Origin of the sequence: Pseudomonas sp. HR1, assembly GCF_030175875.1 — a bacterium.
In the GTDB taxonomy this organism is placed as follows: domain Bacteria; phylum Pseudomonadota; class Gammaproteobacteria; order Pseudomonadales; family Pseudomonadaceae; genus Chryseomonas; species Chryseomonas oryzihabitans.
In genome coordinates, this window is sequence record NZ_JASNRF010000001.1 from 133,385 (window position 1) to 154,108 (window position 20,724).

Consider the following 20,724-nt stretch of genomic DNA (forward strand, 5'->3'; position numbering starts at 1 on the left):
AGGAAAATCGGGGACCGGCCGGGCCGGTCCGCTTAGCGTTGGTTATTTGCCGGACTTGACCCGCGTCCAGCTGCGGGTTTCCAGGCGCAGGAGTTGCGGGGGCAGCTCCTTCATGACGTACAGCTTGTCCATCACCGCCTGTGGCGGATAGACGGTCTCGTCCTGCCGCAGCTCGGCATTCATCAGCTCGCCCGCCTTGGGATTGGGGTTGGCGTAGCCGACATAGTCACTGACCTTGGCGATGACCTCGGGCTGCAGCAGATAGTTGATGAAGGCATGGGCCTCCTTCACGTTCTTGGCATCCTTGGGGATGGCCAGGAGGTCGAACCAGAGGTTCGCGCCCTCCTTGGGAATCGCGTAGCCGATGTTGACGCCCTTCTTCGCTTCCTCGGCACGCGAACGCGCCTGAAAGACATCGCCGGAATAGCCGAAGGCCACGCAGATGTTGCCGTTGGCCAGATCCGAGATGTACTTGGAGGAATGGAAATAGGTGATGTACGGCCGCACCTTGAGCAGCTGCGCCTCGGCCTTCTTGTAGTCGTCGGGGTTGGTGCTATTGGGATCGAGTCCCAGGTATTGCAGTACTGCCGGATAGACCTCATCGGGCGAATCCATGAAGGAGACGCCGCACTTGCTCAGCTTCTTGAGGTTCTCGGGTTCGAACAGGATGGCCCAGGAATCGAGCTTGTCGGTGCCCAGCGCGGCCTTGACCTTGTCGACATTGTACCCGATGCCGTTGGTGCCCCACAGGTAGGGAACGCCGTATTGGTTACCCGGATCGCTCTTTTCCAGCTGCTTGAGCAATGCCGGATCGAGATTCTGCCAGTTCGGCAGCTGGCTCTTGTCCAGTTTCTGGAAGGCGCCCGCCTTGATCTGCTTGGCCAGGAAGTTGCTCGAGGGCACCACCACGTCATAGCCGGTATGGCCAGCCAGGAGCTTGCCTTCGAGGGTTTCGTTGGAATCGAAGACGTCATAGACCGGGGTGATGCCGGTGGCCTTCTGGAAATCCTCGAGCGTGGTCTCGCCGACGTAATCGCTCCAGTTGTAGACGCGTACCGTCGGCTCGGCGACGGCGGTTCCCATGACGGTCAGGGTGGTCATGGCCAGCAGGGTTTTACGCAACGAAAGCACGGGCGGCTCCTTTCATGGTGGGCATCGGCGACGACACCCTTTCAGCGGTCCATACAGACGTACGGCACGCCGGAGTGACTCCGGCGTGCCGTCCTGTCAGCCGCACGCGGCGGCAGAACTCACTTGCCGGACTTAATGGTGGTCCAGGTACGAGTCATCAGACGCTGGGTTTTGGCCGGAAGATCCGGGAAGGCGTACAGCTTGGCCATGGTTTCCTGGGTCGGATAGATCCCCGGGTTGGTGCGGATCTCTTCGGCCACCAGCGGGGTCGCCGCCTTGTTGCCGTTGGGATACTGCACGTAGTCGCTGACCGCCGCGATCACCTTGGGCTCCATGATGTAGTTGATGAACTTGAGCGCCCCCTCGGGGTTCTCGGCATCCTTGGGAATGGCCATGGTGTCGAAGAAGGTGCCAGCGCCTTCCTTGGGAATGTTGTAGGCCACGGTCACGCCGTTCTTGGCGTCGGCCGCGCGGGCCTTGGCCTGGGCGATGTCGCCGGAATAGCCGACCGCCACGCAGACGTTGCCGTTGGCCAGGTCCGAGATGTACTTGGAGCTGTGGAAATAGGTGATGTAGGGACGCACCTTGAGGAACAGGTCCTCGGCCGCCTTGATCTCCTTGGGATCCTGGCTATCCGGCTTGTAGCCGAGGTAGTGCAGACCGGCGGGAATGATCTCGGTGGGCGAATCCAGCACCGCCACGCCACAGCCCTTGAGCTTGGAGAGGTTCTCGGGCTTGAAGATCAGGTCCCAGGAATCCACCGGGGCATTGTCGCCCAGGGCAGCCTTGACCTTGGCCGGGTTGTAGCCGATGCCGATGGTGCCCCACAGGTAGGGGATGGCGTACTGGTTGCCCGGATCGCTGACTTCCAGGGTCTTCATCAGCTGCGGGTCCAGGTTGCTGTAGTTGGGCAACTTGGACTTGTCCAGCGGCTGGTAGACGCCGGCCTTGATCTGCTTGGCCAGGAAGGAGTTGGACGGCACCACCACGTCGTAGCCGGAACGGCCGGCCAGCAGCTTGGCCTCGAGGGTCTCGTTGCTGTCGTAGACGTCATAGACCACCTTGATCCCCGACTCCTTCTCGAAGTTGGCGATGGTGTCTTCGGCAATGTAGTCGTTCCAGTTGTAGACGTGCAGGACCTTGGGGTCCGCCGAGGCGTTACCGGCAAAGAGGCCGGCCAGGCTCAGCGCTAGAAGAGTCTTGCCAAAAACATTCATGCGGTGGTGCTCCTCAAGTCATCGTTGGTCTTTTGATTCGGTGCGCGGCCAGCGCCCGCGCGCAGTCTGGCAAGGTCCGCCGCCGCGCTCAAGCCTTGCCGGCCATTAGCCACGCTGGCGCAGCAGCTCATGGGTCTGATCGAGGCTCAGGCGCGCCAGGGTAACCAGCTCGTCGATGGACTCGGGCGTGATCACCAGCGGCGGCGCGATGATCATGGTATCGCCCACCGCGCGCATCACCAGGCCATTGCGGAAGCAGTGCTCGCGACAGAGCATGCCCGCCCCACCCTCGTACCGCGACCGCGTCTTCTTGTCGCGCACCAGCTCCAGCGCCGCCACCATGCCGACGCCACGGGTCTCGCCCACCAGCGGGTGGTCGGCCAGCTCCGCCCAGCGTTTCTGCAAATAGGGTGCCGTGGTGCTGCGAACCCGGTCGACGATGCCTTCGTCGCGCAGGATGCGGATGTTTTCCAGGGCCACGGCGGCCGCTACCGGATGCCCGGAATAGGTGAAGCCATGATAGAACTCGCCGCCCTCGTCGAGCACCCTGACCACCTCGTCGCGCACCACCACGCCGCCCATGGGCACGTAGCCGGAGGTGAGCCCCTTGGCGATGGGCATGAGGTCCGGAGCGTTGCCGTAGTACTGGCTGCCGAACCATTCGCCGGTACGGCCGAAGCCGCAGATGACCTCGTCGGCGATGAAGAGGATGTCGTACTTGGCGAGGATCTGGCGCACCCGCGGCCAGTAGCTTTCCGGCGGCACGATCACCCCGCCGGCGCCCTGGATGGGCTCGGCGATAAAGGCGGCGACGCGCTCTTCCCCGACCTCGAGGATCTTCCGCTCCAGCTGATCGGCCGCCCAGATGCCGAATTCCTCCGGGCTCATCTCGCCGCCTTCACCGAACCAGTAGGGCTGCGGGATGTGCACGATGTCGGGCAGCAGGCCGCCCTGCTCGTGCATCGCCGCCATGCCGCCCAGGCTGGCCCCGGCCATGGTCGAGCCGTGGTAACCGTTCCAGCGCCCGATGACCACGCGCTTCTCCGGCTGGCCCTTGGTCGCCCAGTAATGGCGCACCAGGCGCAGCACGGTGTCGTTGGCCTCCGAGCCGGAACCGGTGAAGAACACGTGGTTCATGCCCTCCGGCGCCAGCTCGGCGATGGTCTTGGCCAGCTCCAGCGCCGGCGGGTGGGCGGTCTGGAAGAACAGGTTGTAGTAGGGCAGTTCGCGCATCTGGCGGCTAGCCGCCTCGACCAGCTCTTCCCGGCCGTAGCCGACGTTGACGCACCAGAGTCCGGCCATGCCGTCGAGGATGCGCTGACCCTCGCTGTCCCAGAGGTGCACGCCCTCGGCGCGAGTGATGATGCGCGCGCCCTTTTCGTTGAGTTGGCGATAGTCGGTGAAGGGCGCCAGCAGATGCCGGCGACTCAGGTCCTGCCAATGGGCGGTGGTAAAGGTGTTCACGAAGCCTCTCCTCGGATCGCGGTCAGACGCTGAGCAGCAGGAATTCCCGCTCCCAGGAACTGATCACGCGCTTGTAGTTCTCGTGTTCGGCGCGCTTCACCGCGACATAGCCGCGGGTGAAGCGACTCCCCAGATAGCGTTCCAGGGTGGCCGACTGCTCCATGCGCTCCAGGGCGGCTTCCAGGGTCAGCGGCAGGCGCAGGTTGCGACGTTCGTAGCCACGCCCCTGCACCGGCGCGCTGGGCGAGACGTTCTCGATCATGCCCAGATAGCCGCACAGCAGGCTGGCCGCCAGGGCCAGGTAGGGGTTGGCATCGGCGCCCGCCAGGCGATTCTCCACCCGGCGATTCTGCGGATCGGAATCCGGCACCCGCAGGCCCACGGTACGGTTCTCCTCGCCCCACTCCACGTTGACCGGCGCCGAGGTGTCGGGCAGGAAGCGGCGGAAGGAATTCACGTTTGGGGCGAACAGCGGCAGCGCCTCGGGAATGTACTTCTGCAGACCACCGATGTGGTGCAGGAAGAGTTCGCTCATGCTGCCATCGGGGTTGGAAAACACCGTCTTGCCGGTCTTGAGATCCACCACGCTCTGGTGCAGGTGCATGGCACTGCCGGGCTCGCCGGTCATGGGCTTGGCCATGAAGGTGGCGGTGACGTTGTGCTTGAGCGCCGCCTCGCGCAGGGTACGCTTGAAGACGAAGATCTGGTCGGCCAGGTGCAGCGGATCGCCGTGGCGGAAGTTGATCTCCATCTGTGCGGTGCCTTCCTCGTGGATCAGGGTATCCAGATCCAGTTCCTGGGCCTCGCACCAGTCGTACATGTCTTCGAACAGCGGATCGAATTCGTTGGCGGCATCGATGGAAAAGGACTGGCGCCCGGTTTCCTGGCGCCCGGAGCGGCCTACCGGCGGCTGCAGCGGATAGTCGGGGTCGTCGCTGCGCTTGGTCAGGTAGAACTCCATTTCCGGTGCGACGATGGGTTGCCAGCCATGCTCGGCATAGAGCTTGAGCACCTTCTTGAGCAGGTTGCGCGGCGACAGCTCGATGGGGATGCCGCGCTTGTCGTAGGTGTCGTGGATCACCAGGGCGGTGGGCTCCAGTGCCCAGGGCACCAGGAACACCGCGCGATCGTCCGGGCGACAGTGCATGTCGATGTCGGCCGGGTCGAGCAGTTCGTAGTAGATGTCGTCGTCGACATAGTCCCCGGTCACGCTCTGCAGGAGCACGCTCTCCGGCAGGCGCATGCCCTTTTCGTTGAGAAACTTGGCAGTGGGGGAAATCTTGCCGCGGGCGATGCCGGTCAGATCGGCGACCAGGCATTCCACTTCGGTGATCTTGCGTTCTTTCAACCAGGCGGTGAGCCGGTCAAGCGGGGTGCTCATAAAGACCTCGAAGGTTCGAGCGGGGTGAACAGCATCAGCGCTCGGCAGCGCGCGCCTTGCAGGCCTTGCCGAACGCCTCGAATAAGGCGAGATAGACCGGGTGACTGCGCACCTTCCATTCCGGGTGCCACTGCACGCCGCAGGCGAAGGCGCGGGCCTCGCGGACCGAGACGGCTTCGATCAGGCCGTCGGGGGCCAGCGCCTCGGCGCGCAATCCTGGCGCCAGGCGGTCGATGCCCTGGCCATGGATGGAATTCACCTCGAAGCGCGCCGGCAGGCCGAGGGCCTCGAACAGGCCGCCCGGCTGGACCTCGACCGGATGGTGCAGGCCATAGTGCTCCTCCAGGGTCTCGCCGCGTTCGCGGTGGTCCATGAGGGAACCGACCTCGTGCACCTTCTGGTGCAGGCTGCCGCCAAAGGCCACGTTCATTTCCTGGAAGCCACGGCAGATGCCCAGCACCGGCACGCCTGCCGCCACGGCGGCGCGCAACAGCGGCAGGGTCACGGCATCGCGGGCCGCGTCATGCAGGGTGCCGGGCTCGCTGGGCGCGCCCTGGTAGTGATGGGGCTCGACATTGGAGGGCGAACCGGTGAACAGCAGACCGTCCAGACGCTCGAGCAGCGCCTCGGTGGCGATGAGGTCGGCCAGGGCCGGAATCACCAGCGGCATGCCCTCGGCGCCCTCCACCACCGCGCGCAGATATTTGTCACCGGCGATGTGAAAGGGATGCAGGCCTAGTTGCCTGGTACAGGCTGTGACACCTATGAGGGGCAGCGCGGACATGGGGCACCGGGTTGAACAGGAATCATCCGAGCCTAGTCTTGTTCGTTATTTTTCACAACCACCGGCAAAAAGTTTCGAGATTCTGCACAGAAGCGGCGAAACAGAGGTGTTTCAGCCCCTCCAAATGCGCCAAAAACAGGCGCCTGCGCACCACCTCCGAGCAGGGCTGCCTCCAGTTGACTTTGGTCCGCCTTTCGGATTGACTCCAGGGTGGTAACTCCGCTGATTGATATTTTTAACAGGGGCGCTGACAAAGCGTCGGAGCGCAGGCGAGACCGTACTCTCAGGTCGCTGTCGGATCGACAGCGGGCACTCGTGCCCTCACTGCGGTTGGCCCACTGGGCAAACAGGCGCATCAGGCGCTAACCGTTTTGTCGAGCGCAGCCAAAAGCAAAGGTGTTTCATCATGTCGGTACCCCCGCGTGCCGTTCGTTTGGATGAAGCGACCGACTTCCTCAGGGAACACCCTGAGGTCCAGTTCGTCGATCTTCTGATTGCGGATATGAATGGCGTGGTGCGTGGCAAACGCATCGAGCGCAACAATCTGCCCAAAGTCTTCGAGAAAGGAATCAACCTCCCCGCTTCGCTCTTCGCCCTCGACATCACCGGCTCCACCGTCGAAAGCACCGGTCTCGGCCTCGACATCGGCGACGCCGACCGCGTCTGCTTCCCCATCACCGACACCCTCTCCATGGAGCCCTGGCAGAAGCGCCCCACCGCGCAGCTGCTGATGACCATGCACGAGATGGAAGGCGAGCCCTTCTTCGCCGACCCCCGCGAAGTGCTGCGCCAGGTCGTCCAGCGTTTCGACGAGCTCGGCCTCACGGTCTGCGCCGCCTTCGAGCTGGAGTTCTATCTGATCGATCAGGAGAACATCAACGGCCGCCCGCAACCGCCGCGTTCGCCCATTTCCGGCAAGCGCCCCCAGTCGGTCCAGGTCTACTCCATGGACGATCTGGACGAATACGCGGACTGCCTGCAGGACATCATCGACGGCGCCCGCGCGCAGGGCATTCCGGCCGACGCCATCGTCGCCGAATCAGCTCCGGCGCAATTCGAGGTCAACCTCAACCACGTCGCCGATCCGATCAAGGCCTGCGACTACGCCGTGCTGCTCAAGCGCCTGATCAAGAACGTCGCCTATGACCATGAGATGGACACCACCTTCATGGCCAAGCCCTATCCGGGCCAGGCGGGCAATGGCCTGCACGTGCATATTTCCCTGCTGGACAAGGAAGGCCGCAACATCTTTGCCGGCGAGGATCCCGAGCAGAACGCCGCATTGCGTCATGCCATCGGCGGTGTGCTCGAGACCCTACCCGCCTGCATGGCCTTTCTCTGCCCCAACGTGAACAGCTATCGCCGCTTCGGCTCACAGTTCTTCGTGCCCAATGCGCCGAGCTGGGGCCTGGACAACCGCACCACCGCCCTGCGCGTCCCCACCGGCACGCCCGAGGCGCACCGCATCGAGCATCGGGTGGCCGGCGCCGACGCCAACCCCTACCTGCTGCTGGCCGGCGTCCTGGCCGGTGTGCACCATGGCCTGACCCGGCAGATCGAGCCTGGTCCGGTCACCGAGGGCAACTCCTACGAGCAGCACGAGCAGAGCCTGCCGAACAACCTGCGCGATGCCCTGCGCTACCTGGACGACAGCTCGGTGATGGCGGAGTACATCGATCCGAAGTACATCGACATCTTCGTCGCGTGCAAGGAACACGAGCTGGAGGAGTTCGAGCACTCCATCTCCGACCTCGAGTACAACTGGTACCTGCACACCGTATAAGCGCCAGCCTGCCGACCGGTCCCGCACCGGTCGGCAGCTGTTCTGCAGTACCTCTGGCGCCCTGCGCGTGTTCACGCCGGCGGCGCCCTTTCGATCTTTCCCTTATCAGCCCACGACGACTCTGGACGGAGAGCCTCGCCATGACCACCCTCACCACGCCGCGTGCCGACGGCTTCCACATGCCGGCCGAATGGGCCGACCAGCGCCAGATCTGGATGGTCTGGCCCGAGCGCCCGGACAACTGGCGCCTGGGCGGCAAACCCGCCCAGGCCGCCTTCACTGCCGTCGCCCAAGCCATCGCCCGTTTCGAGCCGGTAACCGTCGGCGCCTCGGCGCAGCAATACGAGAATGCCCGTGCCCGCCTGCAGCATCCGCATATCCGCGTGGTGGAAATCAGCAATGACGACGCCTGGTGTCGTGACACCGGCCCGACCTTCGTCAGCGATGGCCAGGGCGGCGTGCGCGGGGTGGACTGGAGCTTCAACGCCTGGGGTGGCCTGGATGGCGGCCTCTATTTCCCCTGGCAGCGCGATGACCAGGTGGCGGGCAAAATCCTGGCGATCGAGAATCTGCCGGGCTACCGCACCCCGGACTTCGTCCTCGAAGGCGGCTCCATCCATGTCGATGGCGAAGGCACCCTGATCACCACCGAGGAATGTCTGCTCAACGCCAATCGCAATCCGCACCTGGATCGCGAGACGATCGAGCGCTACCTGAGCGACTACCTGGCGGTGGACAAGGTCATCTGGCTGCCCCACGGTCTCTACAACGACGAGACCAACGGCCACGTGGACAACTTCTGCTGCTACGTGCGCCCGGGTGAGGTACTGCTGAGCTGGTGCGACGATCAGGCCGATCCCAACTACAGCCGCTGCCGCGAGGCCCTGGCCGTGCTGGAACGCGAAACCGATGCTCGCGGCCGCACCTTCAAGGTGCATCGGATCGTTACTCCGGGCCCGCTGTTCGCCAGCGAGGAGGAATGTCGTGACGTGGATGCCTGCCTTGGCACCCAGCCACGCCGGGCCGGCGAGCGGTTGGCCGCGTCCTACGTCAACTTCCTGATCGTCAACGGAGGCATCATCGCCCCGACCTTTGGCGTCCCCGAGGATGCCGAGGCCCTTCGCACCCTGCAGGCCTGCTTCCCGGAGCACGAGGTGGTGCAGGTTCCCGGCCGCGAGATCCTGCTCGGCGGTGGCAACATCCACTGCATCACCCAGCAGCAGCCGACCGGTCGCTGATTTCCGGCGGAAACGAAAAAGCCCGTCTCGCGACGGGCTTTTTCTTGACCTGAGCGCGGCTTAGAGCAGCGGCAGGGTGTAGCTGACGATCAGACGGTTTTCGTCAACGTCACGCTGGCCCGGTACACCGGCTTGAGAAACGGCCGGCAGGTCGGAACGCAGCATGGCGTTACGCCAGGTGAAGCCCAGACCTTTCAGCTGGCCTTCTGGGATGACGTAGCTGACGGTCAGGTCGCGTTCCCATTCCATGGCGTCGCCAGTACGGGTACGGATGTTGTCACCGCGCTGATAGATGACGCCAGCGGTCAGACCCTTGACGCCCAGCTGAGCGAAGTCATAAGAGTAGCGAGCCTGCCAGGTGTCTTCGCCGGAACGGGTGAAGTTGTTGATCTGAATATCGGTGATGGCATAGGTCGAAGCGCCACCGTTCTCGTTCAGGTAGGGGAAGGCGCTGTTGCCGTTGCTGCCCTGATAACCCAGACCAAAGGTGTGGCCGTAGATCGAGTAGGTGAACAGGCCGCTGTAGAGGCGGTTGTCGATCTCGCCAGTGGTACGGGTACCACCGTAGTAGCCGCTGGACACGTAGAGGCCGGTGCTGTCGGCCTTGCGGTTTTCGCCCTGGCTGTTGCTATCGAAATAGCGCAAGTCGGTCTTGAAGGTACCGTCGCCCAGCTTGACGCTGTGCACCAGACCCAGGAAGTGCTGGTTGTAGAAGTCTTCCAGCTGACCGAAGTAGTACTGCAGGGTCAGGTCTTTGGTGACCTTGTAGTCGGCACCGACGAAGCGGAAATGATCGCTGTTGCGACGCAGGGCGGCATTCGCGGCACCGTTGGAACCGGCGATGGACAGATCGTCTTCGTCGGTGGAGTTACGGTTCTTGGCACGCTCGAGCTGGCCGGCGGTCAGGGTCACGTTCTTGATGTCCTTGGACGTGACTTGAGCACCTTGGAAGGTCTGCGGCAGCAGGCGACCGTCGTTGGAGACCACGACCGGCAGCTTCGGCATCAGGGTGCCGTAGCGGAACTCGGTTTCGGAGATCTTCATCTTGGCAGTAGCGCCGACATTGGAGAACTCGTCAACGGCGCTGTTATCGGTATCACGCGGGAACATGGTGCCGTTCTGCACGCTGCCACCGCTGGCGCCGTTGGCCTTGCCACCGCTGTCCAGACGCAGACCCAGCATGCCGATTGCATCAACACCGAAACCGACGGTGCCCTGGGTGAAGCCGGACTGATAGTTAAGCAGGAACCCCTGACCCCAATCCATCACGCGGGAAGGATTGGCAGTACCGTTGCGGTTGTCTGTGTTGATGTAGAAGTTACGCAGACTGAGGGTGGCTTTGCTGTCTTCGACGAAGCCGGCAGCGTGGGCAGCGGCGATGACGGACAGGTTCAGACAGGCCGCGGAGACCGCGACCACCAGTGGCTTCTTGACCATGTGTGCTCCAGGGGTGAATCGTTGTTATGCGGCCACCAGAGGTGTCAGCGCCTGCTGGTGGTATGCCCGACGGGCCGTGCGGAAGGGAAAGCTAGAGGGCTTTTGTTTCAATTTGGAGAATTATCCCGGGCCTGGTCGACTTTTAAGTTGCGACCTCCAGCACAGGGTCCCTGCCACCGTCTTCCACGTTGCGAAAGCTAATTGCAAAAAAGCATTTCGTCTAGCGATACCTGGTTGAAAACCCGCCCTGTGGTCTTCCGCTCTGACTGTTCGGTCATGACCCGAGGGAACCTGCGCTGCCCACCCCCTGGGAAAGGTTTGCCTTTTGCTGGGAAACCAGCCCTCCCAACCCAGCGCCGTGACGCTCTAGAGCGGGCGTTTCGAGGGATATTCGGCAACCTTCCAGCCAGCTACTTTTGCCCCGCGAGCCCTGAATTCAAATGAATTTCCGTTCTTCTTCAAGGACTTGTAATTTTTTGCGACTGACCTGCCAGCCGATTTCCGCAGCAATCGAGCGCTTTCGTTGCTAACTGGGCGCCACCTGCCTTGCAACAAAAGTCTTTCCAATCGGCGCGGTGACCCTTTTCAGGCTGCAGGCCAGGCGATGGCGGCACACTGAAGCGAAAGATCGGCGAATGAAGGAGACGATGGCGTGAACTTTGGAGAGGCCGGGCAGCCGCCCGGCTGGTAGGACAGCGGGGACGCGACGCGCGCAGCCGGCTGAATCGGCGGCCAGGCCATCCGGGATGTCGCCGGGCCGCCTGGCAGAGGGACTTCAGCCCTGGACGATCTGATCCTTGCCCTGGCGCTTGGCCCGGTACATGGCTTCGTCAGCCCGGACATAAAGGGTGTCGAGGGACTCATCGCCCTCGCGCAGGACGGTGACGCCCTGACTGATGGTGACCTTCAGCGGCCCCTCGGCAGTGGGCACCGCCAGTTGCCGCACGGCCCGTTGCAGGCGTCCGCCGATCTGCAGTGCCAGGTCGCTGTCGCAACCCGGCAGCAGCAGGGCGAATTCCTCGCCCCCGATACGGCCGAACAGATCGCCCCGGCGCGTGGTCTGAGCACCGCATTCGGCAACACGCTGTAACACTTGATCACCCATCTGGTGACCGAAGCGGTCGTTGATCTTCTTGAAGTCGTCGATATCGAGCAGCAGGAAGGCCAGGGGCTCGCCTTCGTTCTGGGCGAATTCGAAGGCGCGCTGGGCGCTTTCGAAGAAATGCCTGCGGTTGCTGCTGCGCGTCAGCACATCGGTGGTGGCGAGCCGCTGCAGCTCTTCCTCCATGCGTTTCTTGTCGGTGATGTCTTCGGCGATGCCCACCACCAGCAGCGGCATGCCGGCTTCGCTGCGCTGGCTGACAAAGCACTTGTCGCTGAGCCAGCGAATCTCGCCGTCGGCGCGGATGATGCGGTACTCGCGCGACTCCACGGCGCCCTGCTCGATCACCTGTTCCAGGGTGCGCTGAGCGTATTCCAGATCGTCGGGATAGATGTTGTTGAGCCAGGTGCTGTAGTCGCTCAGTACCAGCGACTGGGATCGACCAAAGATCTGTGCGTAGGCGGGGCTGACATAGATGATCTGGCGGTTGCGCCAGTCCAGCGCCCAGAGTACGGCGTTGACGCTTTCCAGCAGGGCGCTGAAGAGCTGCTCACGATCACGCAGGCGATCTGCCTCGGCCCGCGAGTGCAGGAGAGCCAGAAGATTCTCTTCCGGGGTGGGAAGAGCAGACAGTGGGGGTTGTTCATCCATATACAAATGCGCCTACGCGGGGTCCTGAGGGAGTTAGAGACAGCTGAAACCAGCCTGGTTCAATCCCCGCATAGGGCAGCCCACCGCTTCGGTGGGCTTTTGTGAAGCCTTTCTCAGGCGGTTCCGGCCGGCCGCAGGGAATAGGTTTTCAGCTGTTCGGCGAATTCGCGCAGGGACTGGATACCACTGGCTTCGGCCTCGCCGATCCACTGCCTGGTCGCGGCCAGCATGTCATGGCCATTGGCACTCGTCCGGGCCCAGATCTGCTGCAGCGCCAGGCGCTTTTCGTAGATCAGCTTCAGCGCCTGGCTGTGTTCGAGCAGCTCGTCGATGCGCACCTGATGGCGGGCCTTGAGCAGGCTGGTCTCGCGGGCCAGCAGCCCCCTGGCACGGCGGAACAGCGGACGTTGGGAGGGCGTGGCGCTGACCCGCTCCTGCCGCAGCAGCGGGCCGATCACCTGCTTGCGATACTGGGCCATGATCTGGAAGCGGTTGTTGAGGATGGCCATGGCGGTGTCCATGTCCAGCTGCCCCTTGCCTTCGATGCGATGGGCGATGGGGGCGACGCGATTGACCTTGGCCAGGCGCAGCCAGGTGAACAGCTTGATCCAGGCCCAGCCCATGTCGAATTCCCAGCGCTTGACCGACAGCTTGGCCGAGTTGGGATAGGTGTGGTGATTGTTGTGCAGCTCTTCGCCACCGATCACGATGCCCCAGGGGATGAGGTTGGTGGCGGCGTCGCGGCATTCGAAGTTGCGATAGCCCACGGCATGGCCGAGGCCATTGACCACGCCCGCAGCCCAGAAGGGAATCCAGACCATCTGCACCGCCCATACGGTGAGACCCAGGGCGCCGAACAGGGCGATGTCGATCATCAGCATCAGCACCACGCCCATATTGCGGGTGCGCGGATTGGAATAGAGCTTGCGCTCGATCCAGTCGTCCGGACAGTTCTTGCCATAGATGCGCAGGGTATCGGCGTTGTTGGCCTCGGCCTTGTACAGCTCGGCGCCGCGGCGGACCACGGTGGCCAGGCCCTTGTGCACCGGACTGTGCGGGTCCTCTTCGGTTTCGCACTTGGCGTGGTGCTTGCGGTGGATGGCGGTCCACTCGCGGGTGTTCATTGCCGTGGTCAGCCACAGCCAGAAGCGGAAGGCGTGCTTGAGCGCGGGATGCAGCTCCAGCGAGCGGTGGGCGGAGTAGCGATGCAGGTAGACGGTGACACTGACAATGGTCAGGTGGGTCAGCAGCAGGGTAACCACCACCAGTTGCCAGACCGACAGGTCGAGCAGGCCGTTGTAGCTCATGGACGCAGAGGACCTCGCGCGAGTTGTGTAGTGCAACTGTCACGGAAAGTTCAGTGAACAGGCGTTCGCGCATTATTGCCGGGGCGGGCGATAAATCCAGCCCTCCCTTTTGCTACACAACGTGTCCTTCACAGACTGCTAATTCTAAAAGTGAATAAACAAAGCATTATTAGCAATTTTAAGAAATAAAGATCGGCATCCTAAGATGGCCCACCTCTTCGCCCATCTCTGCCTCCGAGGACGCCATCCCATGAGCTCCGTTCCGTTCCGCAGCCTGGAAAACCAGGACGAAACCGCACTGCTCCGCGATATCCAGCAGGCTTTGCGCGGACTCAGGTTCGGCGCCATCGAGATCACCGTGCACAACGGGCAGGTGGTACAGATCGAGCGCAAGGAAAAATTCCGGCCCCAGAGCGGCCACACCAACAAGCACTGAGTTCTCGAGGTCAGCGGACGAGCGGGCAAGGTGCCCGCCAGACGGTGTCCGGCATTCTCACGTCAAGGAGCCTTTTCATGTCGATTCGCCGTTTCGCCCTGGCCGCGCTGGCTGGTGCCCTGTTCGCCACCCAGGTCCACGCCGTTGAATTGCTCAACGTGTCCTACGATCCGACCCGCGAGCTCTACCAGCAGTACAACGCCGCCTTCGCCAAGCACTGGAAGGCCGAGACCGGCGAAGACGTGACCATCAAGAATTCCCATGGCGGCTCCGGCAAGCAGGCGCGCTCGGTGATCGATGGCCTGCAGGCGGATGTGGTGACCCTGGCGCTATCCGGCGATATCGACGCCCTCAACCTGCGCCAGCAGCTGGTCGACCCCAACTGGCAGAAGCGGCTGGCGGACAACAGCACCCCCTACACCTCGACCATCGTCTTCCTGGTACGCAAGGGCAATCCCAAGGGCATCAAGGACTGGGACGACCTGGTGAAGAAGGACGTCCAGGTCATCACCCCCAATCCCAAGACCTCCGGCGGCGCCCGCTGGAACTTCCTCGCCGCCTGGGCCTATGCCAAGGCCAAGTACGGCAGCGATGCCGAGGCGCTCAAGTTCGTCACCGAGCTCTATCGCCACGCCCCGGTGCTGGATACCGGCGCACGCGGCGCCACCGTCAGCTTCGTGCAGCGTCAGCTGGGCGACGTGCTGATCGCCTGGGAGAACGAAGCCTATCTGTCGCTCAAGGAAGAAGGCGGCGACCAGTTGGAGATCGTCACCCCGTCGCTGTCGATCCTGGCCGAGCCCCCGGTAGCGGTGGTGGACAAGGTGGTCGACAAGAAGGGGACCCGCAAGCAGGCCGAGGCCTATTTGCAGTATCTCTACAGCCCCGAGGGCCAGCGCATCGCCGCGCAGAACTTCTATCGTCCCCGCGATGCCAAGGTGGCGGCGGAATTCAAGGATCAGTTCAAGCCGGTCAAGCTGGTGACCATCGACCAGGAATTCGGCGGCTGGAAAGAGGCGCAGCCCAAGTACTTCGCCGACGGCGGGGTGTTCGACAAGATCTTCGCCGACATCAACAAATAGCGCCCTGGCCGGGACGGCTCACGCTGACCGGCCCGGAACAGGTATCGTTCCACCCCTCTGCGCCCTGGCGAATGCATCGCCGGGGCGCCTTGCAGAAGGACGTCTCATGTCTCGCCGTCTCTCCCCGGTCATACCCGGCTTCGGGTTGACCCTGGGATTCTCCCTGACCTACCTCGCGCTGATCGTGCTGATCCCGCTGGGCGCCATGTTCCTCCATGCCAGCCAGCTGACCCTCGGGCAGTTCTGGTCGCTGATCACCGGGCGCCAGGTGCTGGCCGCCTTGCAGCTGTCCTTTGGCACGGCCCTGCTCGCCGCCTTCGTCAATGGCATCCTCGGCACCCTGCTGGCCTGGGTGCTGGTGCGCTACGAGTTTCCCGGGCGCAAGTTGATCGATGCCATGGTCGATCTGCCCTTCGCTCTGCCCACCGCGGTGGCCGGCATCGCCCTGACGGCCCTCTATGCGCCCAACGGCCTGATCGGTTCGCTGTTTCCCTTCAAGATCGCCTATACCCCGATCGGCATCACCCTGGCGCTGATCTTCGTCACCCTGCCCTTCGTGGTGCGCACCCTGCAGCCGGTGCTGGCGGACATCCCCAAGGAGATCGAGGAAGCCGCCACCTGCCTGGGCGCCCGCCCCTGGCAGGTGTTCCGCTACGTGCTGGTGCCGACCCTGCTGCCGGCCTGGCTGACCGGCTTCGCCCTGGCCTTCGCCCGCGGCGTGGGCGAGTACGGCTCGGTGGTGTTCATCGCCGGCAACATCCCGTTCAAGACCGAGATCCTGCCGCTGCTCATCGTCTCCAAGCTGGACCAGTACGACTACACCGGCGCCACCGGCATCGGCGTGTTCATGCTGCTGGTGTCCTTTGTCATGCTGCTGCTGATCAACATCCTGCAGCGCCGCATCCAGCCCAACATCTAAGGACGTCCGCATGAGCCTCATGACTTCCACCAAGGCCGATGCGCGCGCCAACAAGCAGCGCACCCCGGTGGCCATCGCGCTGATCGCCAGCGCCTGGCTGATCTTCCTGCTGGTCCTGGTGCTGCCGCTGTACATGGTGCTGAGCCAGGGCCTGGCCAACGGCATCGGGGCCTTCTGGGACGCCATCAGCGAACCGGATGCGATCTCGGCGCTCAAGCTGACGCTGTTCGCCACCGCCATCTCGGTACCTCTGAACCTGGCCTTCGGCCTGGCCGCGGCCTGGTGCGTCACCAAGTTCGAATTCACCGGCAAGAGTCTGTTGATCACCCTGATCGACCTGCCCTTCTCGGTCTCGCCGGTGATCGCCGGTCTCATCTATGTGCTGCTGTTCGGCGCCCAGGGGCTGCTGGGCCCCTATCTGCAGAGCGTCGATGTGCAGATCGTCTTTGCCGTCCCGGGCATAGTGCTGGCGACCATCTTCGTCACCTTTCCCTATGTGGCCCGCGAATTGATCCCGCTGATGCAGGAACAGGGCACCCAGGAGGAAGAGGCGGCGCGCCTGCTGGGCGCCAGTGGCTGGCAACTGTTCTGGCACGTGACCCTGCCCAACGTGAAATGGGCGCTGATCTATGGCGTGGTGCTCTGTACCGCCCGGGCCATGGGCGAGTTCGGCGCGGTGTCGGTGGTCTCCGGCCATATCCGCGGCCTGACCAACACCCTGCCGCTGCACATCGAGATTCTCTACAACGAATACAACATCGTCGCCGCCTTCAGCGTGGCGATCCTGCTGCTGATGATGGCCCTGGTGATCCTGCTGCTGCGGCAGTGGAGCGAGAGTCGCCTGAGCCGCCAACTGCAGCACCGTGACGAGGAATAAGGCGCCATGAGTATCGAGATCCAGGGCATCAACAAGAGGTTTGGCGCCTTCCAGGCGCTCAAGGACATCAACCTGCACATCGAGAGTGGCGAGCTGGTCGCCCTGCTCGGCCCCTCGGGCTGCGGCAAGACCACCCTACTGCGCATCATCGCCGGCCTGGAAGCGCCGGACACCGGCAACATCGGCTTCCATGGCGAAGACGTCTCCGGGCGTGACGTGCGCGATCGCAACGTCGGCTTCGTCTTCCAGCACTACGCGCTGTTCCGCCACATGACGGTGTTCGACAACGTGGCCTTCGGCCTGCGCATGAAGCCGCGCCGCGAGCGGCCGAGCGAGGCGCAGATCGCCAGCAAGGTGCACGAACTGCTGAACATGGTGCAGCTCGACTGGCTGGCCGATCGCTATCCCGAGCAACTCTCCGGCGGTCAGCGCCAGCGCATCGCCCTGGCCCGAGCCCTGGCGGTGGAGCCCAAGATCCTGCTGCTCGACGAACCCTTCGGTGCCCTGGATGCCAAGGTGCGCAAGGAGCTGCGGCGCTGGCTGGCACGGCTGCATGAGGAGATCCACCTGACCTCCGTGTTCGTCACCCACGACCAAGAAGAAGCCATGGAGGTGGCCGACCGCATCGTGGTGATGAACAAGGGCCAGATCGAACAGGTCGGCTCGCCCGGCGAGGTCTACGAGCAGCCGGCGAGCGACTTCGTCTATCACTTCCTCGGCGACTCCAACCGCTTGGCCCTGGGCGAGCAGGAAGTGCTGTTCCGTCCGCACGAGGTGGAGCTGGAGCGTGAGCCGCGACCGGGTTACCACGCCGCCGAAGTGCGCGACATCCGGCCGCTGGGCGCCACCACCCGGGTCACCCTGAGGGTGCCGGAGCAGAGCGAGGTGATCGAGGTGGAACTGGTCAAGGACCACCCGGTGCTGGCCGGGCTGCAACGGGGTGCGCCGCTGCATTTCCTGCCGCGTACGCCCTGACCCGCCGCAGGCGGCTAAGACCAAAGTCGTAGCCGCCGGGACCAGACAGCGGTTGCAACCTCCGGAAAGCCGGCTCCATGATCGACGAAGCTGACAGCCGTCACACTTCGTCCTCGATCGAGCAGAATAACAAGGAGGTCGCATGCCCAGGCGCTGGCCCGTCGTGTTGTCGCTTCACCTGGCCAGCCTCGTGGCGGCCTTGCTGCTCTGGCAGGGGCTGGCGCTATCCACCGTTACTGGCATGGGGCTGGTCCTGATGGCCGCCCTCTGGCCCTGGTTGCTGCTGCGCAAGCCCGAGGCACCACCCGCTTCCACCCAGTCTTTCGATGAACTGACCGGCGATCTCTCGCGCAGCACGGCGCGCAACGCCGTGGCCATCGCCGGCGTGGCCTTTGCCGCCCAGCAGCTGGCGGCTCGGGTCCAGTCCCAGGCCAGCACGGCCGCGCAGATTTCCAGCAGTGCCTCAGCCCTCACCCAGACCGAGCACGACAGCGCCGCCAGCGCCCGCCAGGCCCTGGCGGTGGCGCAGCAGGTGCACCAGCGCAGCGAGGCCGGTCAGGACGCCCTGAGTACGGCGATCGCCGCCATCCGTGCCCTCAGCGAGCACGCCCGCCAGAGCCGCGAACTGATCGCCGGCCTGAGTGCCCGCACCGACAAGATCCAGCAGGTCACCGAGGTCATCCAGGGCATCGCCAGCCAGACCAACCTGCTGGCGCTCAATGCCGCCATCGAGGCCGCCCGGGCCGGCGAGCACGGGCGCGGCTTTGCCGTGGTCGCCGACGAGGTCCGGGGCCTGGCGGCGCGGACCTCCAGCGCGACCGGCGAGGTGGGGCTGATCGTTGCCGACATCAGCCAGCAGACCGACGCCGTGGTGGCGCAGATCCAGCAACTGGCCCAGGCGCTGGAAGACGGCGTGCGCCAGGTCGAACGTACCGGCGAAGGCCTGCAGGAGATCGCCGAGCTGGCGCAGACCGCCGAGCGCCAGGCCGCGGACATCGCCCAGGGCACCTCGGCCAATCTCGCCCAGCTGGAAAGCCTGGCCCAGGCGGTGGAGCAGGTGCACAGCGATCTGGCCGACAGCGAGCGCCAGACCAGCCGGCTCAGCAGCGCCGCCGACGAACTGGTGGACATGGCCGAAGCCAGCAGCGAACGTCTGGCCGAGGTCGGCCTGGACAGCTATCACCAGCGCATCTTCGAACTGGCGCGCCAGGGCGCGGATGCCATCGGCCGGCGCTTCGAGGAAGACCTGGCCGCCGGGCGCATCACCCAGGATGCCCTCTTCGACCGCCAGTACCAGCCGGTGCCCGGCAGTCAGCCGGCCAAGTACCGCACCCGTTTCGACAGCTATACCGATGGCGTGCTACCGGCGATCCAGGAGCCGCTGCTGGACCAGCATCCCGGCCTGGTCTTCGCCATCGCCTGTACCCCGGAAGGCTATGTGCCCACCCACAACCGCGCCTTCGCCCATGCGCCCACCGGCGACGTGGCGGTGGATACCGCGCGCAGTCGCAGCAAGCGCCTGTTCAGCGACCGCACCGGCAAGCGCTGCGGCAGCCATCAGCGCCGCCTGCTGTTGCAGACCTACATGAGAGACACCGGCGAGGTGATGCACGACCTTTCGGTGCCGATCCTGGTGAATGGCCGCCACTGGGGTGGACTGCGCCTGGGCTATCGCCCCGATACCGCGCGCTAGCCTAGCTTGAGCTGGGTGACGGCCAGCTGCCAGACCGCCGCCTCCAGCCCCAGCATGCGCCCGGCCTTGTGCTCCAGCAGGGCTTCGAGGGACTCGCCCGGGGCGGGATTCGCCGCCTGCGCCGCCAGGTGCAGGATCAGCGACGGCTTGGGCAACACGCCCTGCAGGCTGTGCACCGCGGCCACCAGCTCGCGCAACTCCAACGGCAGTCGCCAGTGTCGCTGCAGTTCCGCGGAGAATTCCAGGCTGTAGCTCAGCAGCGCGCGCTCCAGCGCGGCTTCGTCGAGGGCACCACCGCCGTCGCACCAGCGCTGCACGCCCTGCAGCACGGCCAGCTCACCCAGGCGATGCAGCAGGCCGGCGGTATAGCAGCGTTCGGCGTCTTCGCGCACATAGCGCAGCGCCAGCAGCCGGGCGCAGTCAGCAGCGCGCTGAGCCAGGTGCAGATAGCCTTCGGCGCGTCCGGCCAACAGCGGCTCGGCCAGGCGGGTTGCCCGCCGCAGGCTCAGGCCCAGGACCAGATTGAGGGTGAAGCCGACGCCCAGCCGCGGCAGGGCCTGGCCGAGGGTCTGGCAGGACTGGCCGACGCGCTGGGAGGCGCTGTTGGCCGCGGCGATCAGGGTCGCCGTGACCAGCGGATCCTGGCCGAATTCGGTTTCCAGTTCGCCCAAGCTGCAGCTCTCGCTCTCGCGGCAGCGCTGGATGATGGCGGGCAGGTCGGCGAACAGCGGCACGGCGTCGATTTCGGCGGCCATGCGCTGCAAATGATCGTCCAGGGAGCCCAACGCCGGGGCACTGGCTGCCTGAGAGGCGTCTCCGGCCGGCGGCAACAGACTGTGCAGGCGGCGCAACACCTCTTCCGCCGCATAGGGTTTGACCAGATAGGCCGTTGGTGCCAGACGCAGGGCGGCGCGCACATAGGCGGCATCGGAATGGTCGGACAACAGGATCACCGGCTGCAGCGGCTGGGCGCCGCGCTGGCGAATGCGCCGCAACAGGTCGAGGCCGTCGCAATCGGCCGGTCGCTCGACGATGATCAGGGCGCATCTCTTGCGCTGATCCAGTTCGGCGAGGGCCTGATAGCCATGGCCGTATTCATGCACCAGGGCATCGGCACGCACGGCCAGCACCAGCGACTTGAGCAGGTCACGGGTCCAGGGATTGGCGTCTACGATGAGTATCAGGGGCGGCATCCCAACCCACTCCTGCTTGAGGAAAGCGAAGCGGCGGATGATGCGGCAAAGCGAGGT

Annotated in this window: 17 protein-coding genes; 8 read left to right on the forward strand and 9 right to left on the reverse strand. The window is 64.4% G+C overall.

Annotation, left to right across the window (positions count from 1 at the left end):
• Window positions 1–42: 42 nt before the first annotated feature.
• The 5 genes from QKY98_RS00620 to QKY98_RS00640 all read right to left on the reverse strand — a co-directional run bounded on the left by QKY98_RS00620 (window position 43) and on the right by QKY98_RS00640 (window position 5,977).
• Entirely contained in the window at window positions 43–1,101 is a 1,059-nt protein-coding gene (locus tag QKY98_RS00620) for a polyamine ABC transporter substrate-binding protein (RefSeq protein ID WP_169853377.1), read from the reverse strand.
• A 149-nt stretch (window positions 1,102–1,250) separates the two neighbouring features.
• Entirely contained in the window at window positions 1,251–2,348 is a 1,098-nt protein-coding gene (locus QKY98_RS00625; RefSeq protein WP_007160773.1) for a polyamine ABC transporter substrate-binding protein, read from the reverse strand.
• 105 nt (window positions 2,349–2,453) lie between these two features.
• Complete coding sequence (locus tag QKY98_RS00630; protein WP_284670155.1) at window positions 2,454–3,812, reverse strand: aspartate aminotransferase family protein; 1,359 nt, start codon at window positions 3,810–3,812, stop codon at window positions 2,454–2,456.
• Between the two features lie 22 nt (window positions 3,813–3,834).
• Complete coding sequence (locus tag QKY98_RS00635; protein ID WP_027600160.1) at window positions 3,835–5,193, reverse strand: glutamine synthetase family protein; 1,359 nt, start codon at window positions 5,191–5,193, stop codon at window positions 3,835–3,837.
• A gap of 34 nt (window positions 5,194–5,227) precedes the next feature.
• The gene (locus QKY98_RS00640) at window positions 5,228–5,977 is read right to left on the reverse strand and encodes a gamma-glutamyl-gamma-aminobutyrate hydrolase family protein (RefSeq protein WP_150339551.1); all 750 of its coding nucleotides are present in this window, start codon (window positions 5,975–5,977) and stop codon (window positions 5,228–5,230) included.
• A gap of 406 nt (window positions 5,978–6,383) precedes the next feature.
• Here QKY98_RS00640 and QKY98_RS00645 point away from each other — a divergent pair, with 406 nt between their 5' ends.
• Both QKY98_RS00645 and aguA read left to right on the forward strand, forming a co-directional pair.
• A complete protein-coding gene (locus QKY98_RS00645; protein WP_007160769.1) occupies window positions 6,384–7,760 on the forward strand; it encodes a glutamine synthetase family protein in 1,377 nt (458 codons plus the stop codon).
• Between the two features lie 140 nt (window positions 7,761–7,900).
• On the forward strand, window positions 7,901–8,998 hold the full coding sequence (aguA, locus tag QKY98_RS00650; protein ID WP_144947887.1) for an agmatine deiminase: 1,098 nt from the start codon (window positions 7,901–7,903) through the stop codon (window positions 8,996–8,998).
• Between the two features lie 60 nt (window positions 8,999–9,058).
• On the opposite strand, the gene QKY98_RS00655 is transcribed toward aguA, so the two are convergent.
• The 3 genes from QKY98_RS00655 to desA all read right to left on the reverse strand — a co-directional run bounded on the left by QKY98_RS00655 (window position 9,059) and on the right by desA (window position 13,495).
• Entirely contained in the window at window positions 9,059–10,435 is a 1,377-nt protein-coding gene (locus QKY98_RS00655; RefSeq protein ID WP_027600872.1) for an OprD family porin, read from the reverse strand.
• Between the two features lie 775 nt (window positions 10,436–11,210).
• Window positions 11,211–12,188: a GGDEF domain-containing protein gene (locus tag QKY98_RS00660; protein ID WP_027600156.1), complete on the reverse strand. Its 978-nt coding sequence runs from the start codon at window positions 12,186–12,188 to the stop codon at window positions 11,211–11,213.
• A 113-nt stretch (window positions 12,189–12,301) separates the two neighbouring features.
• Complete coding sequence (desA, locus tag QKY98_RS00665; RefSeq protein WP_042137057.1) at window positions 12,302–13,495, reverse strand: delta-9 fatty acid desaturase DesA; 1,194 nt, start codon at window positions 13,493–13,495, stop codon at window positions 12,302–12,304.
• Between the two features lie 250 nt (window positions 13,496–13,745).
• Between desA and oscA the strand changes: the two genes are divergently transcribed.
• From oscA to QKY98_RS00695, 6 genes are all read left to right on the forward strand, one after another.
• Window positions 13,746–13,931 (forward strand): sulfur starvation response protein OscA, encoded by a 186-nt coding sequence (gene oscA / locus QKY98_RS00670; protein WP_027600154.1) that lies wholly within the window; start codon window positions 13,746–13,748, stop codon window positions 13,929–13,931.
• Window positions 13,932–14,008: 77 nt separating this feature from the next.
• Window positions 14,009–15,010 (forward strand): sulfate ABC transporter substrate-binding protein, encoded by a 1,002-nt coding sequence (locus QKY98_RS00675; RefSeq protein ID WP_284670156.1) that lies wholly within the window; start codon window positions 14,009–14,011, stop codon window positions 15,008–15,010.
• Window positions 15,011–15,116: 106 nt separating this feature from the next.
• Window positions 15,117–15,929 (forward strand): sulfate ABC transporter permease subunit CysT, encoded by an 813-nt coding sequence (gene cysT / locus QKY98_RS00680; RefSeq protein ID WP_027600152.1) that lies wholly within the window; start codon window positions 15,117–15,119, stop codon window positions 15,927–15,929.
• A 10-nt stretch (window positions 15,930–15,939) separates the two neighbouring features.
• Window positions 15,940–16,806: a sulfate ABC transporter permease subunit CysW gene (gene cysW / locus QKY98_RS00685; RefSeq protein WP_027600151.1), complete on the forward strand. Its 867-nt coding sequence runs from the start codon at window positions 15,940–15,942 to the stop codon at window positions 16,804–16,806.
• 6 nt (window positions 16,807–16,812) lie between these two features.
• Window positions 16,813–17,781 carry a sulfate/molybdate ABC transporter ATP-binding protein gene (locus QKY98_RS00690; protein ID WP_027600150.1) on the forward strand — a complete coding sequence of 323 codons (969 nt, stop codon included), beginning with the start codon at window positions 16,813–16,815 and terminating at the stop codon, window positions 17,779–17,781.
• Between the two features lie 256 nt (window positions 17,782–18,037).
• Window positions 18,038–19,474 carry a methyl-accepting chemotaxis protein gene (locus tag QKY98_RS00695; RefSeq protein ID WP_231500983.1) on the forward strand — a complete coding sequence of 479 codons (1,437 nt, stop codon included), beginning with the start codon at window positions 18,038–18,040 and terminating at the stop codon, window positions 19,472–19,474.
• Here the strand turns inward: QKY98_RS00695 and QKY98_RS00700 are convergent.
• On the reverse strand, window positions 19,471–20,667 hold the full coding sequence (locus tag QKY98_RS00700; RefSeq protein WP_027600876.1) for an HDOD domain-containing protein: 1,197 nt from the start codon (window positions 20,665–20,667) through the stop codon (window positions 19,471–19,473). The genes QKY98_RS00695 and QKY98_RS00700 overlap by 4 nt on opposite strands.
• Between the last annotated feature and the right edge of the window lie 57 nt (window positions 20,668–20,724).

Coding starts and splice junctions, on each gene's coding strand:
- QKY98_RS00620 (WP_169853377.1), bottom strand. CDS start 1,101: ATGACCACCCTGACCGTCATGGGAACCGCCGTCGCCGAGCCGACGGTA.
- QKY98_RS00625 (WP_007160773.1), bottom strand. CDS start 2,348: ATGAATGTTTTTGGCAAGACTCTTCTAGCGCTGAGCCTGGCCGGCCTC.
- QKY98_RS00635 (WP_027600160.1), bottom strand. CDS start 5,193: ATGAGCACCCCGCTTGACCGGCTCACCGCCTGGTTGAAAGAACGCAAG.
- QKY98_RS00640 (WP_150339551.1), bottom strand. CDS start 5,977: ATGTCCGCGCTGCCCCTCATAGGTGTCACAGCCTGTACCAGGCAACTA.
- QKY98_RS00645 (WP_007160769.1), top strand. CDS start 6,384: ATGTCGGTACCCCCGCGTGCCGTTCGTTTGGATGAAGCGACCGACTTC.
- aguA (WP_144947887.1), top strand. CDS start 7,901: ATGACCACCCTCACCACGCCGCGTGCCGACGGCTTCCACATGCCGGCC.
- QKY98_RS00655 (WP_027600872.1), bottom strand. CDS start 10,435: ATGGTCAAGAAGCCACTGGTGGTCGCGGTCTCCGCGGCCTGTCTGAAC.
- QKY98_RS00660 (WP_027600156.1), bottom strand. CDS start 12,188: ATGGATGAACAACCCCCACTGTCTGCTCTTCCCACCCCGGAAGAGAAT.
- desA (WP_042137057.1), bottom strand. CDS start 13,495: ATGAGCTACAACGGCCTGCTCGACCTGTCGGTCTGGCAACTGGTGGTG.
- oscA (WP_027600154.1), top strand. CDS start 13,746: ATGAGCTCCGTTCCGTTCCGCAGCCTGGAAAACCAGGACGAAACCGCA.
- QKY98_RS00675 (WP_284670156.1), top strand. CDS start 14,009: ATGTCGATTCGCCGTTTCGCCCTGGCCGCGCTGGCTGGTGCCCTGTTC.
- cysT (WP_027600152.1), top strand. CDS start 15,117: ATGTCTCGCCGTCTCTCCCCGGTCATACCCGGCTTCGGGTTGACCCTG.
- cysW (WP_027600151.1), top strand. CDS start 15,940: ATGAGCCTCATGACTTCCACCAAGGCCGATGCGCGCGCCAACAAGCAG.
- QKY98_RS00690 (WP_027600150.1), top strand. CDS start 16,813: ATGAGTATCGAGATCCAGGGCATCAACAAGAGGTTTGGCGCCTTCCAG.
- QKY98_RS00695 (WP_231500983.1), top strand. CDS start 18,038: ATGGCCGCCCTCTGGCCCTGGTTGCTGCTGCGCAAGCCCGAGGCACCA.
- QKY98_RS00700 (WP_027600876.1), bottom strand. CDS start 20,667: ATGCCGCCCCTGATACTCATCGTAGACGCCAATCCCTGGACCCGTGAC.